The sequence below is a fragment of the Mycobacterium montefiorense genome, from assembly GCF_003112775.1.
Taxonomy (GTDB): Bacteria; Actinomycetota; Actinomycetes; order Mycobacteriales; family Mycobacteriaceae; genus Mycobacterium; species Mycobacterium montefiorense.
Genome location: NZ_BFCH01000021.1, coordinates 1 through 16,545 on the forward strand (window position 1 = coordinate 1; position 16,545 = coordinate 16,545).

Consider the following 16,545-nt stretch of genomic DNA (forward strand, 5'->3'; position numbering starts at 1 on the left):
CCGCAAGGCCGGCCACCGCAACCACCGGGACGGCCACCCCAACAGCCGCCGCCCCCGCCGGGTCGGCCACCGCAACCGCGGCCGAACGTCCAGGCGCATCAGCCCGGCCCCCCACCGCCGCAGCCCAGCCAACCTCAGCAGGAGTGGCCCACCACCCAGCTGTCCACGTCGTCACCGTCGAACGACACACCGCCGACCACCAAGAAGCGAGGCTTTTTCGGCAAGAAGCGGTCCATCGCCTTGATCCTCGGCATCGTGCTGGCCGTCGTGGTCGCCGCTTTGGTCGGCGGCGAGTTCTATGCCCGCAACCAGGCGCGCAGCAGGGTGTCGAACGCGGTGCAGTGCGAGGTTCAGGACAGCGCGACCGCCTCCTTCGCCACGGCGCCGCCGGTGCTGTGGCAGTTCATCACCAAGCATTACCCCGACATCGCCGTCGAGACCGGGGGCAACCAGGTCCGCGACGCCAAGGGCATGAAAATCAGCATCGACATCCGCAATATGCGGTTGAACAACGCCAACAACTCCGCGGGCACCATCGAGTCGGTGAAAGGCACCATCACCTGGTCGAAAGACGGCATCAAGCAGTCGATCCAGGACGCCATCCCGATGATCGGCAGTCTGGTCACCGGCGAGGTGACCACCAACCCCAGCGACGGCACCGTTTCGCTGAAGGGCCTGCTAGACAGTGCCACCCTGAAGCCGCAGATCGTGAACAACGGGGTCTCGTTGCAAGTGGTCAGCTTGAGCGCGCTGGGCTCGGATATGTCGACGGACAGCGTGCAAACCCACCTGGACGACCTCACCTCGAAGGCGACCAAGGACTATCCGCTGGGTATCCACGCCGACAGCGTCAAGGTCACCGATAGCGGTATCGAGGCGACGTTCTCTGCCAGCAACGCCACCATCCCGGCCGGCGGCGGCAAGGACGCCTGCTTCGTCAACTACTGACCACACCGACTTCCTGTAAACCGTTGTCGGACAGTATCTTTCCTACTTACGGGCGGCCCGTGCGTTCGCGATGCTTGCACCCCGGCCAGCAGCATGGCCGGCGCTGCCCTTCTTCTAGCTCTTCTTGGGTCCGGCGAATGCGGCGTTGTCGCGTTGCCTGTTGCTTGGCGTCCTCCACCCAGCAGATGAACTCGTTGCGCGCCAGCGGCGTGATGTCCTGCCATGCGGCCAGTGCGGTCGAATTGCCAATCAGTGCCTCACGCAGGTCCGCGGGCAGCTTGTGCACTACCCCGCCGGCTACTTGGTTGCCGCTCACCCGGTCAGATTAGCCACCGATTACCACCCCAGCGTGTACTGCCACACCAGGCCGTGGTTGCCCTTCGTCATCCGGTCGCACTTCACCATGTGCCAGCAACAGGTCTCTACGAATTCTTGGAGCGCGGCCCCCAAGTACCCTTGACCTCGCCCGATGACGTCGCCGACCGCGGAGGTGCCCAATGGCCCAGTCCGATTTCGTCCTGTTCAGCGTGGACAAACGCGTCGCGCTCATCACCGTCAACGACCCCGACCGGCGCAACGCACTGACGGGCGAGAGCTCGGCACAGCTGCGCGCCGCCGTCGAGCGGGCCGAAGCCGATCCCGGCGTGCACGCCGTCGTGGTCACCGGGGCGGGCAAGGCGTTCTGCGCCGGCGCTGACCTGAGTGCCCTGGGCGCTGCGGGTGCCGGAGCAGCAGAGTCGGGACTGCAACAGCTCTACGACGGCTTCATGGCCGTGGGGAGTTGCACCCTGCCCACCATCGCCGCCGTCAACGGCGCGGCGGTCGGCGCGGGGCTGAACTTGGCGCTGGCCGCTGACGTGCGCATCGCCGGACCCGGCGCACTGTTCGACCCTCGTTTCCAGAAGCTGGGGCTGCACCCCGGCGGCGGCGCGACCTGGATGCTGCAGCGGGCGGTGGGTCCGCAAATCGCTCGCGCGGCCCTGCTGTTCGGCATGCGCTTCGACGCCCAATCCGCGGTGCGGCACGGGTTGGCGCTCAGCGTTGCCGACGATCCCGTCGCCGCGGCATTGGAGCTCGCTGCCGGACCCGCATCGGCTCCGCGCGAGGTGGTGCTGGCCACCAAGGCCAGCATGCGCGCGACGGCCAGCCCGGGGGCCCTCGACAACGAGCACCACGAATTCGCGATGCGCATCGAGCTAGGGCCGCAGGTGTCCTCGATCCAATCACCGGAATTCGCCGACCGGCTGGCCGCCGCCCGGCGCAAGTAGGGCCTAACTATTCGCGATCGTCTCGGGCTGAGCCCTCACCCGAAACCCGGGGTCCAGGCGGCGGACCGCAACGATGAAAGTCACGGCAATCAGCGGAGCGAGAGCGCCGTAAATCGCTGCGGGGGTTGCCATTTCGACGCTATTGAGCAGTTGTGGGCTCAGCGCCACGCTTAGCGCCACCACGGTGTTGTGCAGGCCCACTTCCAGGCTGACGGCAATCGCCTGTGGTGGACCCAGGCGCATCACGCGTGGCACCAGGTAGCCGACCGTCAGGCTGACGGCGCAAAAGGAGACGATCGCCCCGCTCAGCACACCGAAGTTGTGCCACAGCGTCATTCGTCCCCCGGCGATGGCGGCGACGACGGCGAGGATCAGCAGCGCGGCCGCCAGTATCTTGACGGGCCGTTGCAGTCGCCGGGCTAGCTCGGGGAACCGGTGGCGTACCGCGATGCCGATCGCGGTGGGGATCAGCACCAGGGCGAAAACCATAAGGAACTTGTCCAGTTGCAGCGGGATGAATCGCCCTTTGCCGAGAAACCAGGTCATTGCCCCCGCCAGGATCGCCGGTAGGGCGACGACCGACAGCGCGGCGTTGATCGCGGCAAGAGTGAGGTTGAGCGCCAGATCCCCGTTGAACAGGTGGCTGAGGATGTTCGCCATCGTCCCGCCCGGGGTGGCGGCCATCAGCATCAGGCCGACCGCCAGGTGCGGCTCGAGGTGAAAGGCCTCGGCGATCAGCAGACACAGCGCCGGCAGGACCAACGACTGGCAGATCAGCGCAACCGTCAGCGGTCGACGCAGGGTGGCAGCTCGCTTGAAGTCGGCCACGGTCAGTGTCAGACCGAGAGCGAGCATGACCACAGCGGCGACCAACGGGAAGTACTGGTTGCCCATAACGCTCCACGGTGTCGTTTCGCGGCCGCCGCAGGAATGAAACGGACGCGATTGGTTAGCTTGCCTTATACCGCAGCCGTCTGCCCGGCGCGTCACCAGCTGCGCGCAAGCAAGTCACCGCTTCGCTCGCCCCCGTCCAGCGACGGCGGCGTCGGAATCGCGATGGGTCGCCTTTGATCACCGTGAGCGAATCGCTGGGCAGATCATCAAGACAGGGCGGTAGAAAAGCTCAAAGCCCCTGAATCCCAGGGGTTTCAGGGGCTTTGAAGGCAGTATGCGTCAGGACGCCGATTTGATCTGAATCTGGTCGACTTGGGTGAATCCCGGCGGGTTGCCGCAGGCGCCCGTGATGTAGGTGTGCGCGGACGTGCCGGCAAGGGTGTTGGGATCCCACGTGGTGTGAGTGCTCGTACCGTAGAGCGTGTAACCGCCGTCCGCGCAACTGACGTTACTCATGGTGTCCATGACCCATTGACCATCGACCAACCGGGCTTGGCTAGCACCCAACCCGGCCTTGATCCAGAGGCAGCCATTGCCGCAGGAGTTGACGGCCCAGCTGTTGTCGATGGAGTGGCCGCCCGGCGTCGTCACGGTCTCGGTGTAGCTGCCACTCATCGTCGGTGTATCGGCCCATGCCGTGCCAGCCGACCCGACAGCTAATCCCGCACAGATAACGGTTGCGGCGAAGCCCCGCGCGATGGTCATGATCTCGTTCCTTCCGTGGAGCTAGCCAGTGCAGCGAGCAACTGTTATAGCTGGTCAAAGATTACGACAGTTTTGCCCGCCGGGCGCTCGCAAATGTTTCCGCTCTTTTGCGATCTCGTTAAGACCCGAAATGTCGGGTAACGCAGTACCGCGAGGCTATTTAGCGGTGTTGCCCGCATCTACGGGAAGTGAGATACCGGTGACGTAGCGGCCGGACTGCCCGCACAGATAAACCATCGCTTCGGTCACGTCGCTGGATTCGACCAACGAGACCGGCAGCAAGTTCTCCAATGCGCTGTTGCCCTCGGGGTGTTCGGCCATGCGTTGCGCGACCAGCTCATTGAGAACCATCGGTGTGGCCACCCCACAGGGATGCACGGTGTTGACCCGAATATTCTTCTCGGCCAGCGTGGACGCGAAATATCGCATTAAACCAACGACGCCGTGTTTAGCGGCGTGATAGCCGGCAAACCCGTGGTTTCGCACGCTGAATGTCGGGCACACACTGCTCAAGCCGGCCGCCGAGCTGGTGATAACGATGGCACCACCCTCGCCGTGTTCCAGCAGCGCGGGCAATGCGGCCTCAACCGTGTAGTAAACCCCGTTGAGCAAAGTGTCGACCGCGTCGGCGAACGCCCCCATCTCATTGGCCACCTCGCCGAAAGCCGGCAATATCCCGGCATTGGCCAATACGAAGTCGACCCTGCCCAGCTCCGCGACACCCGCTGCAACGACGGCCTTGAGCCGGTCGAAGTCCCGGACGTCTCCGCGTTCCGCGACTATCCGGCCGCCGGCCTTCTCGACCAGGTTGACGGTCTCGTCGAGGTCCTCGGGTGTGGCCATCGGGTAAGCGACGCTGTCGATCTGATCGCACAGATCCAGCGCGATGATGTCCGCACCCTCTTCGGCGAACCGAACCGCGTGCGAACGGCCCTGCCCACGTGCGGCCCCGGTGATGAATGCGACCTTGCCGTCAAACTGCATTGCCATGATTCCGAGTATCCGCCCGCGACCAAGCCTAGCGGCGACAACTGTTGTTGTCTGGCATCGCACGGATCGCTAGACGGAACCTTCAGCTCGCCGCACCAGCGCCGCCGCGTGCTTGAGCACCGGCGAGTCGACCATCTGCCCTTCGAACTTGAACACCCCACGCTCGCCGCGCGCCGCCGCCAATACCCGTCGCGCCCAGTCCAGCTTGTCCTCAGAAGGACGAAAAGCCTTGCGCACCACCGGAACCTGAGTCGGATGGATGCAGACCGTGCCGACGAAGCCCAGGGCCACCGCGTCTTCGGCCTCGGCCCGTAGACCGTCGAGGTCCGGGATGTCCAGATGTACCGCGTCGAGCGCGACCAGGCCGAAGGCGTTCGCCGTGAGCAGGGCCGTCGAACGCACATGATGGGCGACGTCCCGGTAAGTGCCGTCGGCCTTACGGCTGGAGCTGCCGCCGAGCGCGGCGACAAGGTCCTCGGCTCCCCACATCAACGCCACCGTGCCCCGCGCCGCGGCGATTTCGGTCGCGAACACCGCACCGCGCGGCGTCTCCAGCAGCGCGATCACATCGCGCGGCGCCAGCTGGGTCACCTGCGCCGCCGATTCGGTCTTGGACAGCATCACCGTCGTATAAGCCGTGCCCGCCAGCGCCTCGAGGTCGCGGGGATATTCCTCGGTGTCGGCCGCGTTGATCCGCACCACGGTGCGCTCAGGGTCCAGCGGGGTGTCCTGCAACGCCTTGCGGGCAGCGGGCTTGTCCGCCTCCGCCACGCCGTCCTCGAGGTCGAGGATCACCACGTCGGCGGCGGCAGCAGCCTTCGCGAAACGCTCGGGCCGGTCGGCCGGGCAGAACAGCCACCCGGGGCCGGCTGCTTGCAGATTCACTCGGCCTCCTGGTTGCTCGGGCGCTTGCGCACCAGGGTGGTGCGGACCGCGCGCGCAACGATATCGCCGTGCTGGTTACGCCCGGTGTGCTCGAGGGTGACGATGCCTTCGCCGGGCCGGCTCTTCGACTCGCGCTTGCCGGTGCACACGGTCTCCGCGTACAGCGTGTCGCCGTGGAACACCGGCTTGGGGAACGACACCTCGGAGAAACCGAGGTTGGCCACGATGGTGCCAAGCGTCAGCTGGGTCACCGACAATCCGACCAGCGTCGAGAGGGTGAACATCGAATTCACCAGCCGCTGACCGCCAAAGCCCGGCTGTTCGGCGGCCCACGCCGCGTCGAGGTGCAGCGACTGCGTGTTCATGGTCAGCGTGGTGAACAGCACGTTGTCGGCCTCGGTGACGGTGCGGCCGGGCCGGTGCAGGTAAGTGGTGTCGATCTCGAACTCCTCGAACCACAAGCCACGCTGCACAACCGATTTGCGGTCGCTCACGACAGTCCCAGTGATCGCGCGATGAGCATGAGCTGCACTTCAGTAGTCCCTTCGCCGATCTCGAGGATCTTGCTGTCGCGGTAGTGACGTGCCACCGGGTACTCGTTCATGAAGCCGTATCCGCCGTGGATCTGGGTGGCGTCGCGGGCGTTGTCCATCGCGGCCTCCGAGGAGATCATCTTCGCGATCGCCGCATCCTTTTTGAAAGGCCTGCCCGCCAACATCTTTGCCGCCGCATCGTAATATGCCGTACGCGCGACGTGTGCCCGCGCCTCCATCCGCGCGATCTTGAAGCTGATCGCCTGGTAGGAACCGATCGGCTTGCCGAACGATTCACGCTCCTTGGCGTACTTGACACTCTCGTCGACGCATCCCTGCGCCACCCCGGTGGCCAGCGCGGCGATCGCGATGCGACCTTCGTCCAGGATCGACAGGAAGTTCGCGTAGCCGGTTCCGCGGGCCCCCAGCAGATTCTCCTCGGGCACGCGGGCGTCGGCGAAGGCAAGCGGGTGGGTGTCCGAGGCATTCCAGCCGACCTTGTTATACGCCGGCTGGACGGTGAATCCCGTTGTGCCGTTGGGCACGATGATCGTCGAAATCTCTTTCTTGCTGTCGCCGACAGTCCCGGTGACGGCGGTGACGGTGACCAACGAAGTGATGTCGGTTCCGGAGTTCGTGATGAATTGCTTGGCGCCGTTGATCACCCATTCACCGCTTTCCAGCCGGGCGGTGGTGCGAGTGCCCCCGGCGTCGGAACCGGCGCCGGGTTCGGTCAGCCCGAACCCGGCCAGCGCACGTCCGGCGACGAGGTCGGGCAGCCACTTCTGCTTCTGCTCATCGGTGCCGAACCGGTAGATCGGCATCGCACCCAGACCTACCCCGGCCTCCAGCGTGATCGCCACCGACTGGTCGACCTTGCCGAGTTCCTCGAGGGCCAGCGCCAGCGCGAAGTAATCGCCGCCCATGCCGCCGTACTCCTCGGGGAACGGTAGGCCGAACAGCCCCATCTCGCCCATCTTGGCGACAACTTCGTACGGGAAGCTGTGCTCCTCATCGTGTTTGGCCGACACCGGTGCGACCACGGTGCGCGCGAAATCGGCGACGGTGTCGCGAAGGTCTTCGTATTCCTTGGGTAAGGTCCCCGCGGTAATCGTTGTCGTCATGATCCTTTATTCCTTGCCTTCGTCTTCATTCTGGATCAGGCGGGCCAGCACCTGGTCAACCGTCACCTGATCGCCAACCGACACCAGTAGTTCCACCCGTCCCGAAACCGGCGCAGCCAGTGAGTGTTCCATCTTCATCGCCTCGACGACCACGACCACGTCGCCCTCGGACACCTCGGTGCCGGAGTCGACTTGTACGGCGATCACACTGCCCGGCATCGGGCTGAGAACCTCGGCCTGCCGGTCGTCGGCGGCGCGGTGAATCTTGGTCTCTTCGGCCTCGCGCAGATGCCAGGCTCCCCGCTCGTCGGCGATCCACAGGTGGCGGTCAGCTTCCGCCCAGCGGTATTCGCGGCGCAGCCCGTCCAGCGTCACGTTCATGTTGCGTCGCTCAACTTCTACACTCCCCGAATGTGTTTCGCCGTCACCGACTTGCACCGTGGCGGCCGTCGGCAAGCCGGACACCGAGACCGTCTCGGTGCACAGCGGCGTGCGCATCGCGGTGCGCACCGGCGCGGGTTTACCACCGACCCGCCAGCCCGAGGGCTGCGACCACACGTCGCCCGAGGCGCGACGGGCCCTGAGAGACAGAGCCCACTGGCGGTACAGACCGCCCGCGGCCAGCACGTCGTCGGGTGCGGGCAGTGGCGCGAAGTCAGGCAGTCGCTCCTCGAGCAGTGCGGTGTCCAGGTCGCCGGCCCGAACTCGTTCGTCGGCGAGCAGAAACCGCAGGAACTCGATGTTGGTCTGCACGCCCAGGATCGTCGTTTGCGCCAGCGCGCGGTCGAGTTCGGCGAGCGCCTCGTCGCGATCGGCGCCGTGGCCGATCACCTTGCTCAGCATCGGGTCGTAGTCGCTTCCCACCACAGTGCCCGCCAGCAGCGACGAGTCCACTCGCACACCGGGACCCGACGGTTCGAAGACGTCGAGCACCCGGCCGCCGGTGGGCAGAAATCCCCGCCCCGGATCCTCCGCGTACACCCGGGCCTCGATCGCGTGCCCGCGCAGCTCGATGTCGTCTTGAGCGAATGCGAGCTTCTCGCCGGCGCCCACGCGTAGCTGCCACTCGACGAGGTCCAGGCCGGTGATCGCCTCGGTGACCGGGTGTTCCACCTGCAGGCGGGTGTTCATCTCCATGAAGAAGAACTCGTCGGGGCGCTCGGCGGAGACGATGAACTCCACCGTGCCGGCGCCGACGTAGTCCACGCTGCGGGCGGTGTTGCACGCCGCGGTCCCGATCCGCGCCCGCGTCTGGGTGTCCAGCAACGGCGAGGGCGCTTCCTCGATGACCTTCTGGTGGCGCCGCTGCAGGCTGCACTCACGCTCGCCGAGATGCACCACGTTGCCGTGGGCGTCGGCCAGCACCTGCACCTCGATATGCCTGGGCCGCAACACGAATCGCTCGAGAAACAAGGTATCGTCGCCGAACGAGGACGCAGCCTCTCGCCGCGCACCGACCAGCGCTTCGGGCAGCCGGGCGGGATCTTCCACCAGCCGCATGCCCTTACCGCCGCCGCCGGCCGATGGCTTGATCAGCACCGGATAGCCGACCTCGGCAGCCGCGGCGACAAGCGCGTCATCCGTCAGACCCGGTTTCGCCACACCGGGCACCACCGGCACATCGAAGGCCGCGACGGCGTTCTTGGCGGTGATCTTGTCGCCCATCACCTCGATCGCGCGGGCCGGCGGCCCCAGGAACACCACCCCGGCGCGCTCACACGCGGCAGCGAAATGTGCGTTCTCGGAGAGGAACCCGTAGCCCGGGTGAATTGCCTGTGCCCCCGTTCGCGCCGCGGCGTCGAGCACCTTTTCTATGTTGAGGTAGCTCTCGCGCGCGGGAGCCGGTCCGAGTCGCACCGCGGTGTCGGCTTCCTGCACGTGTCGCGCGTCGGCATCGGGATCGCTGTAGACGGCCACGGATCGGATTCCCAGCCGGCGTAAGGTCCGGATCACCCGGACCGCGATCTCGCCGCGGTTGGCCACTAACACGGTCTCGAACATTGCACTCACATCCGGAAGACGCCGTAGGAGACCGGCTCCAGGGGCGCCTGGGCGCACACCGAAAGAGCAAGTCCGACATATGTTCTCGTGTCGGCTGGGTCGATGATGCCATCGTCCCAGAGCCGGGCCGTCGAATAGTACGGGTTGCCCTGGTCCTCGTACTGAGCGCGGATCGGCGCCTTGAATGCGTCTTCTTCGTCTGCCGACCAAGGTTTGCCCGCCGCGCTGAGCTGCTCGCCACGCACCGTGGCCAGCACGGACGCCGCCTGCTCGCCACCCATGACCGAGATGCGGGCGTTGGGCCACATCCACAGAAAGCGTGGCGAGTAGGCCCGGCCGCACATCGAATAGTTGCCCGCGCCATAGGATCCGCCGATCACGACGGTCAGCTTCGGCACCCGGGCACACGCCACTGCGGTGACCATCTTGGCGCCGTGCTTGGCGATGCCGCCAGCCTCGTAGTCGCGGCCGACCATGAAGCCGGCGATGTTCTGCAGGAATAGCAGCGGGATCTTGCGCTTGTCGCACAGCTCGATGAAATGCGCTCCCTTGAGCGCGGATTCGCTGAACAGCACACCATTGTTGGCAATGATCCCGACAGGGTGGCCGTGGATGCGCGCAAACCCGGTCACCAGCGTCTTGCCGTATTTGGCTTTAAATTCGCTGAATTCGCTGCCGTCGACCAGCCGCACGATGACCTCGTGCACGTCGTAGGGCACCCGAGGGTCCGGTGGGACGACGTTGTAGAGCTCGGTCTGCGCATGCTTGGGCTCGACCGGGGTCCGCACTTCCCACGGACTGGGCTCGCGCGGACCGAACGTCGCCGCGATCGCCCGCACGATGCGCAATGCATGCTCGTCGTCGTCAGCGAGATGGTCGGTGACCCCGGAAACCCGCGAATGCAGGTCGCCGCCGCCGAGGTCTTCGGCCGAAACGATCTCTCCGGTAGCGGCTTTGACCAGTGGCGGGCCACCGAGGAAGATGGTGCCCTGCTCACGGACGATGACGGCTTCGTCGCTCATCGCCGGCACGTAGGCGCCACCCGCGGTGCACGAGCCGAGCACCGCAGCCACCTGAGGAATTTCCTTGGCGCTCATGGTCGCCTGGTTGTAGAAGATTCGCCCGAAATGCTCGCGGTCGGGGAACACCTCGTCTTGGCGAGGCAAAAAGGCGCCGCCCGAGTCGACCAAATAAATGCACGGCAGGCGATTCTGCAACGCGACTTCCTGCGCGCGCAGGTGCTTCTTGACCGTTATCGGGTAGTAGGTGCCGCCCTTGACCGTCGCGTCGTTGGCGACGATTACGCACTCGCGCTCCGACACCCGCCCGATCCCGGTGATGATCCCGGCGCCGGGCGATTCGTCGTCGTACATCCCGTCTGCGGCCAGCGGGGTGAGCTCCAAAAACGGACTGCCCGGATCGAGTAACCGGTCCACCCGTTCGCGCGGCAACAACTTGCCGCGGCTGACGTGACGTTCCCGCGCCCGCTCATTGCCGCCCAGGGCCGCGGCGGCCAGCTTGGCGTTCAACTCGTCGACCAGCCGACGGTGCTCCTCGGCGAACGACGGTGCAGCCTTCACCGACGCACTCATGACTGCTCGTCCATCGGCGCGGCAGCCTCCTCGTCGTCGGGGATTTAAACACTTCAGTTAATGCTCATTAACTGGGACAGAGAATACCATCGGCGACGTTGCTGCGTCCAGGGACGAGTCAACCGCCGGGCGAACAAACTCGCGGCAAAGACAACAGGTGTTTGCTTTCCCGGGACATCCCAAATTGCCTACATTTCTCGTTGATCATCGCCATCGAGAAAGCGCAATCAACTCAGGGGAAGTCATGCCCGACACGCCAGCCGATGCGAACGGCGCACGGTCCGGATTTACCGGTCGACCATCGGTGCAGGCTCGGATCGGTGCGTCGACGTTCGGGCTGCTGCGCTCGATCACCGGCCTGATCGGCGTCGACCTGGGCACCAGCGTCAACGCGTTGATGGCCAGCCGCCGCCCGCCGAGACACACCACCCGGGCCGTGGCTGTCCTATACCGCGAGTTCAATGGCTGGGAACTGTGCACATTGCGCTCCGATTCGCCGTCGGGCAAACACGTGGTGGCCATCCACGGCGGCGCCTTTGTGTGCCAAGCCACCGTCTTGCACTGGCGAGACTATGTGGCTATCGCTCGCCAGACCGCGGCGACCGTCGTCGTACCCGTCTACCCGCTCGCACCCAACGGCACGGCGAGCACCGTCGTACCACAGATGGCGGACCTGATCACCTGGATGATCGGTGAACACGGCCCCGACAATGTCAGCATCTACGGCGACTCCGCCGGCGGCAGCATCGCGCTTTGCGCCGCGCAGGAATTGGTGCGGCGCAAAGCGGCCATCCCCGCGCGGATGGTGCTGCTGTCACCGTTACTCGATGCCACGTTGAGCAACCCGGACATCGGGTTCGTCAACGACCCCGTCCTAAATGTGGAGGTGCTCAAAATGAACTTCGCGCTCTGGGCAGCAGATCTGGATCTGGCAGATCCCCTGCTCAGCCCACTGTACGGCTCGTTGGGCGGGCTTCCCACGACCGCGGTCTATGCCGGTTCCTTGGAGGTCCTGGGCCCCGACGCGATTGCGCTGCAAGCGAAATCGCTGGCCACTCCGGGCGCCGACTTCACCTTCGACCTGCGCAATGGCGAAATGCACGACTGGGCCATGACCTCATGGTTGCCCGAGGCCCGCGCGGTGCGCTCGCAGATCTACCACCAGCTGCTGGGCTCATAGCTCGCCGCCTGGGCGGGGCGCGCTACCGCGTCGTCCAACCTGGCAGCCACGCGCACCGAATTACCAGCGTCGGCTGAGCCCGCAGGAAGGAAAGCACATGAATCGCGATCGGATGGTCGAGGTATGGGAACAGCACATGGCCTACGAATTCGCGGCCAAAGACGCCGACCTCGCGGTCTCCACAATGGTTGACGACGCGAGCGCCATGCATTTGCCGACGATGAGTGGCGGCTCCGGTAAGGAGAACCTGCGGCGCTACTACGCCGACGTATTCATTCCCGCAATCCCGGCCGACACCACGAGCGAGCCGATCGCCCGCTCGGTCGGTGACGGTCTGGTCGTCGACGAGTTCATCATGCGGATGACCCATGACCGGGAGGTGCCGTTCCTGTTGCCCGGACTGGCGCCGACCGGCAAGGCAGTCGAAATACCTGCCGTCGTCATCGTGAAGTTCCGCGGTGACCTGATGGAAAGCGAACGGCTCTACTGGGACCAGGCCGCGGTGCTGCGCCAGCTGGGCCTGATCGACCCGAGCCTGCCGGTCGCCGACGTCGGCGAGGTGTCCGGATTTCTGCGAGCGCTGAGTTAATCGCGAATAACTCATGCTATGTTAGTGACGATTAACCGAAACTTTCGGACGTAGGCGAAGGACCGTCATGACAGCGTCCACCCCGGACCAGCCTGGTCGATCCGAAACGCCAAATCGCCGTAGCCAGTTGAAATCCGACCGGCGATTGCAACTCCTGGCCGCTGCCGAACGGCTCTTCGCCGAGCGCGGCTTTCTCGCGGTGCGACTCGAAGACATTGGAGCCGCCACCGGGGTCAGCGGCCCGGCCATCTACCGCCACTTCCCCAACAAGGAGTCGATGCTGGTCGAGTTGCTGGTCGGGATCAGCGCCCGGCTGCTCGCCGGGGCCCGCGATGTCACCGCCGGCAGCACTGACGCTGCCGATGCGCTGGACGGACTGATCGATTTTCACCTCGACTTCGCGTTCGGCGAGCCCGACCTGATTCGCATCCAGGACCGCGACCTGGCGCACCTGCCCGTTTCCGCCGAGCGCCAGGTGCGCAAAGCGCAACGCCAATATGTAGAGGTCTGGGTCGGCGTGCTGCGCGAGCTGGCCCCGGCGCTGGCCGAAGCCGACGCCCGGCTGGCCGCGCACGCGGCGTTCGGCTTGCTGAACTCGACACCGCACAGCATCAAGGCGGCCGAAAAGCCGGCCCGCGCGGCGCGCTCGCGCACCGTCATGCGGGCGATGACCGTCGCCGCTCTGGGTGCCGGAGGCCGGCTTCGCTGAATCGGGCGTCGTCGACACAATCCACGCCCAACCGCTCGGCTTAGGTACCCTGCAAACTGTGAGGTGGACATGAACGATCCACGTCGACCCGAGCGGTTTAGTCCCCCTCAAGCGGGGTCCGAACAGACCGGGCCGATTGGCCCGCGGAACGTGCCGCTCGCCGATCCGGCTTACGCCGACCAAGCGCCCTATGCGCCTGCCTACGGCGGGTACGCACCCCCATGGGTGCCGGGCCTGAACGAGACCAACCCCACTAGGCGGCTACCGGCGTACTGGCAGCAAGACCAGCCGCCACCGGGCGGGCTGCCACCCGATGACAATGCTCCCCCGCCGCCCGACGGTCCGAGATCGCCCCGATGGTTGCTGATCGGCGCCGGCGCGGCGGTGATGCTGGTGGTCGCGCTGTTGATAGGGCTGATTCTCACCAACGGCGCGATCAAAACGCAGACCGCCGTACCGCCGCTGCCTGCCATGCCCGGATCGACTGAGCAGAGCCCGACACCTCACCCGTCCACGCGGACGACGGCGCCGCCACGGACCCTGCTGCCGGTACCGCCGCCCAGCAGCTCGGCCGGGCCCAGCGCTACCCCGGGCGCGATGCAAAACGTCCTCTACAACGTCAACGGCGAGGGTCGCGCGATCAGCATCACCTACTGGGATACCGGCGACGTCATCCAGACCGAATTCAACGTCGCGCTGCCCTGGAGCAAGCGTGTCAGCCTGTCGCAGTCGGCCGCCCATCCGGCCAGCGTCACGATCATCAACATCGGCCACAACGTCACCTGCACGGTCACCGTGGACGGGGTAACGATGCGCCAGCGCTCCGGGGCCGGCATCACCGTCTGCGACGCCGGCGGGCGTTAAGACTGCTCGACCACCGACGGTTCGACCGCGGCGGCATGCCGTGCCGGGACGCGAACCACCAGCATCGCGAGCAGTCCGGCGACCAGCACCACCGATATCCCGCCCAGCCCGGCGCGGACGGCACCGAACGCGTCAACAAACACCGAGAACAGCCACGGCGCCACGAACGCGACCGCCCGGCCTGTCATCGTGTACAGCCCGAAGGCGACGCCTTCCCTGCCGTTGTGCGCCATCCGCAACAACAGGGCGCGCGCCGAGGACTGCGACGGCCCGATGAACAGGCACAGCAGCAGTCCACATGCCCAGAAGGCGATCGGCCCGGAGAGCACCATCATGGTGAGCGTCGTAGCGATGATCGCGACCAGCGACCCGACGATGACCGGTTTGGATCCGATCCGGTGGTCGACGAAGCCGCCCGCGACCGCGCCCACGGCGGCGACCACGCTGGCCGCCACACCGAAGATGAGCACGTTGGCCTGAGAGATGCCGTACACGTTGACACCCAGCACGGCGCCGAAGGCGAATATCGCCGCCAGCCCGTCGCGGAAGAGCGCACTGGCGCCCAGGAAGTAGACCAGGTTGCGGTCGCGCCGCCATTCCGCGGAGATTTCGTTCCACAGCTTGCGATAGCCGCCAAGCATGGTTGTCGGGTGGTACACCTCCGCGGTGTCGGGCAGCCGGTGAGCGACCAAGAGCAACGGCAGCGCGAGCACCGCCAGCCACGCCGCGGCGGCTAGCATCGCCTCCCGCACATAGAGCCCGTCGGCCAGGGGAACTCGCAACAGCCCACGCACCGCGTCGGGCCCGGATCCAGAGCCGGCGATGAAGCCGGTGTAGATCAGCAACAGCAGCAGGACGCTGCCGAGGTAACCCGCCGCCCAGCCCAGGCCGGAAATCCGGCCGGCCGTCTGCGGCGTCGAGAGCTGACGCAGCATCGCGTTGTACGGGACGCTGGCCAGGTCACCGCATGCGGCCGTCGCGCCGAGCAGTGCCAACCCGGCCCACAGGTAGCCGGGCCGATCGTGGATCAGGAACATCGCGCAGGTCAGCGTCACCGCCGTGCCGGTCAACACGCTCAGGGCCAATCGTCGGCGATGCGGTGACTCCACCCACACGCCGACCAGCGGTGCCAGCAGCGCGACGGTCAACCCGGCGAGCGCACCCGCGCGGCCCAGCCAACTCTCCGGTGTGGTGCTGCCGGGTATGCCAACTCCCACACTGCTGGTCAGGTAGACGGAGAACACGAATGTGGCCACGATCGCGTTCAGACCCGTTGACCCGCAGTCCCACAGTGCCCATGCGACCACCCGAGATCGCGCGATCGTGCCCGCGCCCAGTTCCGGCTGACCCATGCTCGGCACTCTATTTGTTGAGCGGACGCTCCGCCGCGCCCGGCTGCGCCGCGGTTGCGGCTGTTGTCGGAAAGATTGGGTGGCTGTCTACGATTGGGCGCATGCCGATCCCCGCTCCCAGCCCCGATGCGCGCGCCGTCGTCACCGGAGCCTCGCAAAACATCGGCGAAGCGCTGGCCACGGAATTGGCCGCGCGCGGGCATCACCTGATCGTCACCGCACGACGCGAAGACAAACTCTCCGATCTTGCGGAGCGGCTGGCCGGCAAATACAGCGTCACCGTGGAGGTACGCGCCGCCGACCTGGCCGACCCGGCGGAACGCGCCAAACTGTGCGACGAGTTGGCGACCCGCAACATCTCGATTCTGTGTGCCAACGCGGGTACCGGAACATTCGGCCCGATCTCCGGCCTCGACCCGGAGGTGGAAAAGGCCCAGGTGCAACTGAACGCCGTGGCGGTGCACGACCTTACGTTGGCGGTGCTGCCGGGGATGGTCGAACGTCGAGCCGGGGGCATCCTGATTTCCGGTTCGGCGGCCGGTAATTCGCCGATCCCCTACAACGCGACCTATGCCGCCTCGAAAGCGTTCGTCAACACCTTCAGCGAATCGTTGCGCGGTGAACTGCGCCGCTCGGGTGTGCACGTCACACTGCTGGCGCCGGGCCCGGTGCGCACCGACTTGCCCCAGGATGCCGAAAGGTCACTGGTGGAACGGCTGGTGCCCGACTTCCTGTGGATCTCGACGGAGCACACCGCCCGGATTTCGCTGGATGCGTTGGAGCGCAACAAGATGCGCGTCGTTCCGGGCTTGACCTCCAAAGCGATGTCGGTCGGCAGCGGGTATGCCCCCCGCGCGATAGTGGCACCGATCGTCGGCAGCTTCTACAAGAAGCTCGGCGGCGGCTAGGCG

General features: G+C 66.1%; 17 protein-coding genes. 7 read left to right on the plus strand and 10 right to left on the minus strand.

Going from position 1 to position 16,545, the window contains the following annotated elements; genetic code table 11:
* Nucleotides 1–948: LmeA family phospholipid-binding protein (locus tag DB708_RS19695; protein ID WP_235616862.1), on the plus strand; the 948-nt coding region annotated here is incomplete at its 5' end.
* A 46-nt stretch (nt 949–994) separates the two neighbouring features.
* Here DB708_RS19695 and DB708_RS19700 read toward each other — a convergent pair.
* Entirely contained in the window at nt 995–1,264 is a 270-nt protein-coding gene (locus tag DB708_RS19700; protein ID WP_108924724.1) for a YdeI/OmpD-associated family protein, read from the minus strand.
* A 181-nt stretch (nt 1,265–1,445) separates the two neighbouring features.
* Between DB708_RS19700 and DB708_RS19705 the strand changes: the two genes are divergently transcribed.
* Complete coding sequence (locus DB708_RS19705) at nt 1,446–2,216, plus strand: enoyl-CoA hydratase (RefSeq protein WP_108924726.1); 771 nt, start codon at nt 1,446–1,448, stop codon at nt 2,214–2,216.
* A gap of 3 nt (nt 2,217–2,219) precedes the next feature.
* On the opposite strand, the gene DB708_RS19710 is transcribed toward DB708_RS19705, so the two are convergent.
* The 8 genes from DB708_RS19710 to DB708_RS19745 form a co-directional block, all read right to left on the minus strand.
* A complete protein-coding gene (locus DB708_RS19710) occupies nt 2,220–3,110 on the minus strand; it encodes a bile acid:sodium symporter family protein (RefSeq protein ID WP_108924728.1) in 891 nt (296 codons plus the stop codon).
* Between the two features lie 279 nt (nt 3,111–3,389).
* The gene (locus DB708_RS19715) at nt 3,390–3,815 is read right to left on the minus strand and encodes a hypothetical protein (protein ID WP_133251032.1); all 426 of its coding nucleotides are present in this window, start codon (nt 3,813–3,815) and stop codon (nt 3,390–3,392) included.
* Between the two features lie 156 nt (nt 3,816–3,971).
* A complete protein-coding gene (locus DB708_RS19720; RefSeq protein ID WP_108924732.1) occupies nt 3,972–4,805 on the minus strand; it encodes a mycofactocin-coupled SDR family oxidoreductase in 834 nt (277 codons plus the stop codon).
* A 69-nt stretch (nt 4,806–4,874) separates the two neighbouring features.
* Nucleotides 4,875–5,690 (minus strand): HpcH/HpaI aldolase/citrate lyase family protein, encoded by an 816-nt coding sequence (locus DB708_RS19725; protein ID WP_108924734.1) that lies wholly within the window; start codon nt 5,688–5,690, stop codon nt 4,875–4,877.
* A complete protein-coding gene (locus tag DB708_RS19730; protein ID WP_108924736.1) occupies nt 5,687–6,184 on the minus strand; it encodes a MaoC family dehydratase in 498 nt (165 codons plus the stop codon). Before DB708_RS19730 ends, DB708_RS19725 begins: the two co-directional genes overlap by 4 nt.
* The gene (locus DB708_RS19735) at nt 6,181–7,347 is read right to left on the minus strand and encodes an acyl-CoA dehydrogenase family protein (protein WP_108924738.1); all 1,167 of its coding nucleotides are present in this window, start codon (nt 7,345–7,347) and stop codon (nt 6,181–6,183) included. The genes DB708_RS19730 and DB708_RS19735 overlap by 4 nt, the downstream gene beginning before the upstream one ends.
* 6 nt (nt 7,348–7,353) lie before the next feature.
* Nucleotides 7,354–9,348 (minus strand): acetyl-CoA carboxylase biotin carboxylase subunit, encoded by a 1,995-nt coding sequence (locus DB708_RS19740; protein WP_108924740.1) that lies wholly within the window; start codon nt 9,346–9,348, stop codon nt 7,354–7,356.
* Nucleotides 9,349–9,353: 5 nt separating this feature from the next.
* Complete coding sequence (locus DB708_RS19745; RefSeq protein ID WP_108924742.1) at nt 9,354–10,940, minus strand: carboxyl transferase domain-containing protein; 1,587 nt, start codon at nt 10,938–10,940, stop codon at nt 9,354–9,356.
* Between the two features lie 244 nt (nt 10,941–11,184).
* On the opposite strand from DB708_RS19745, the gene DB708_RS19750 reads away from it, so the two are divergent.
* From DB708_RS19750 to DB708_RS19765, 4 genes are all read left to right on the plus strand, one after another.
* Nucleotides 11,185–12,120, plus strand: coding sequence for an alpha/beta hydrolase fold domain-containing protein (locus DB708_RS19750; protein WP_108924744.1), 936 nt, complete (start codon nt 11,185–11,187; stop codon nt 12,118–12,120).
* Between the two features lie 97 nt (nt 12,121–12,217).
* Entirely contained in the window at nt 12,218–12,709 is a 492-nt protein-coding gene (locus DB708_RS19755; RefSeq protein WP_108924746.1) for an ester cyclase, read from the plus strand.
* Nucleotides 12,710–12,776: 67 nt separating this feature from the next.
* Entirely contained in the window at nt 12,777–13,418 is a 642-nt protein-coding gene (locus DB708_RS19760) for an SACE_7040 family transcriptional regulator (protein ID WP_108924748.1), read from the plus strand.
* 69 nt (nt 13,419–13,487) lie between these two features.
* Nucleotides 13,488–14,282, plus strand: coding sequence for an MmpS family transport accessory protein (locus DB708_RS19765; protein WP_108924750.1), 795 nt, complete (start codon nt 13,488–13,490; stop codon nt 14,280–14,282).
* Here DB708_RS19765 and DB708_RS19770 read toward each other — a convergent pair.
* Nucleotides 14,279–15,634, minus strand: coding sequence for an MFS transporter (locus DB708_RS19770; protein WP_108924752.1), 1,356 nt, complete (start codon nt 15,632–15,634; stop codon nt 14,279–14,281). The genes DB708_RS19765 and DB708_RS19770 overlap by 4 nt on opposite strands.
* Before the next feature lie 101 nt (nt 15,635–15,735).
* Here DB708_RS19770 and cmrA point away from each other — a divergent pair, with 101 nt between their 5' ends.
* Nucleotides 15,736–16,542, plus strand: coding sequence for a mycolate reductase (gene cmrA / locus DB708_RS19775; RefSeq protein ID WP_108924754.1), 807 nt, complete (start codon nt 15,736–15,738; stop codon nt 16,540–16,542).
* Nucleotides 16,543–16,545 lie beyond the last annotated feature (3 nt).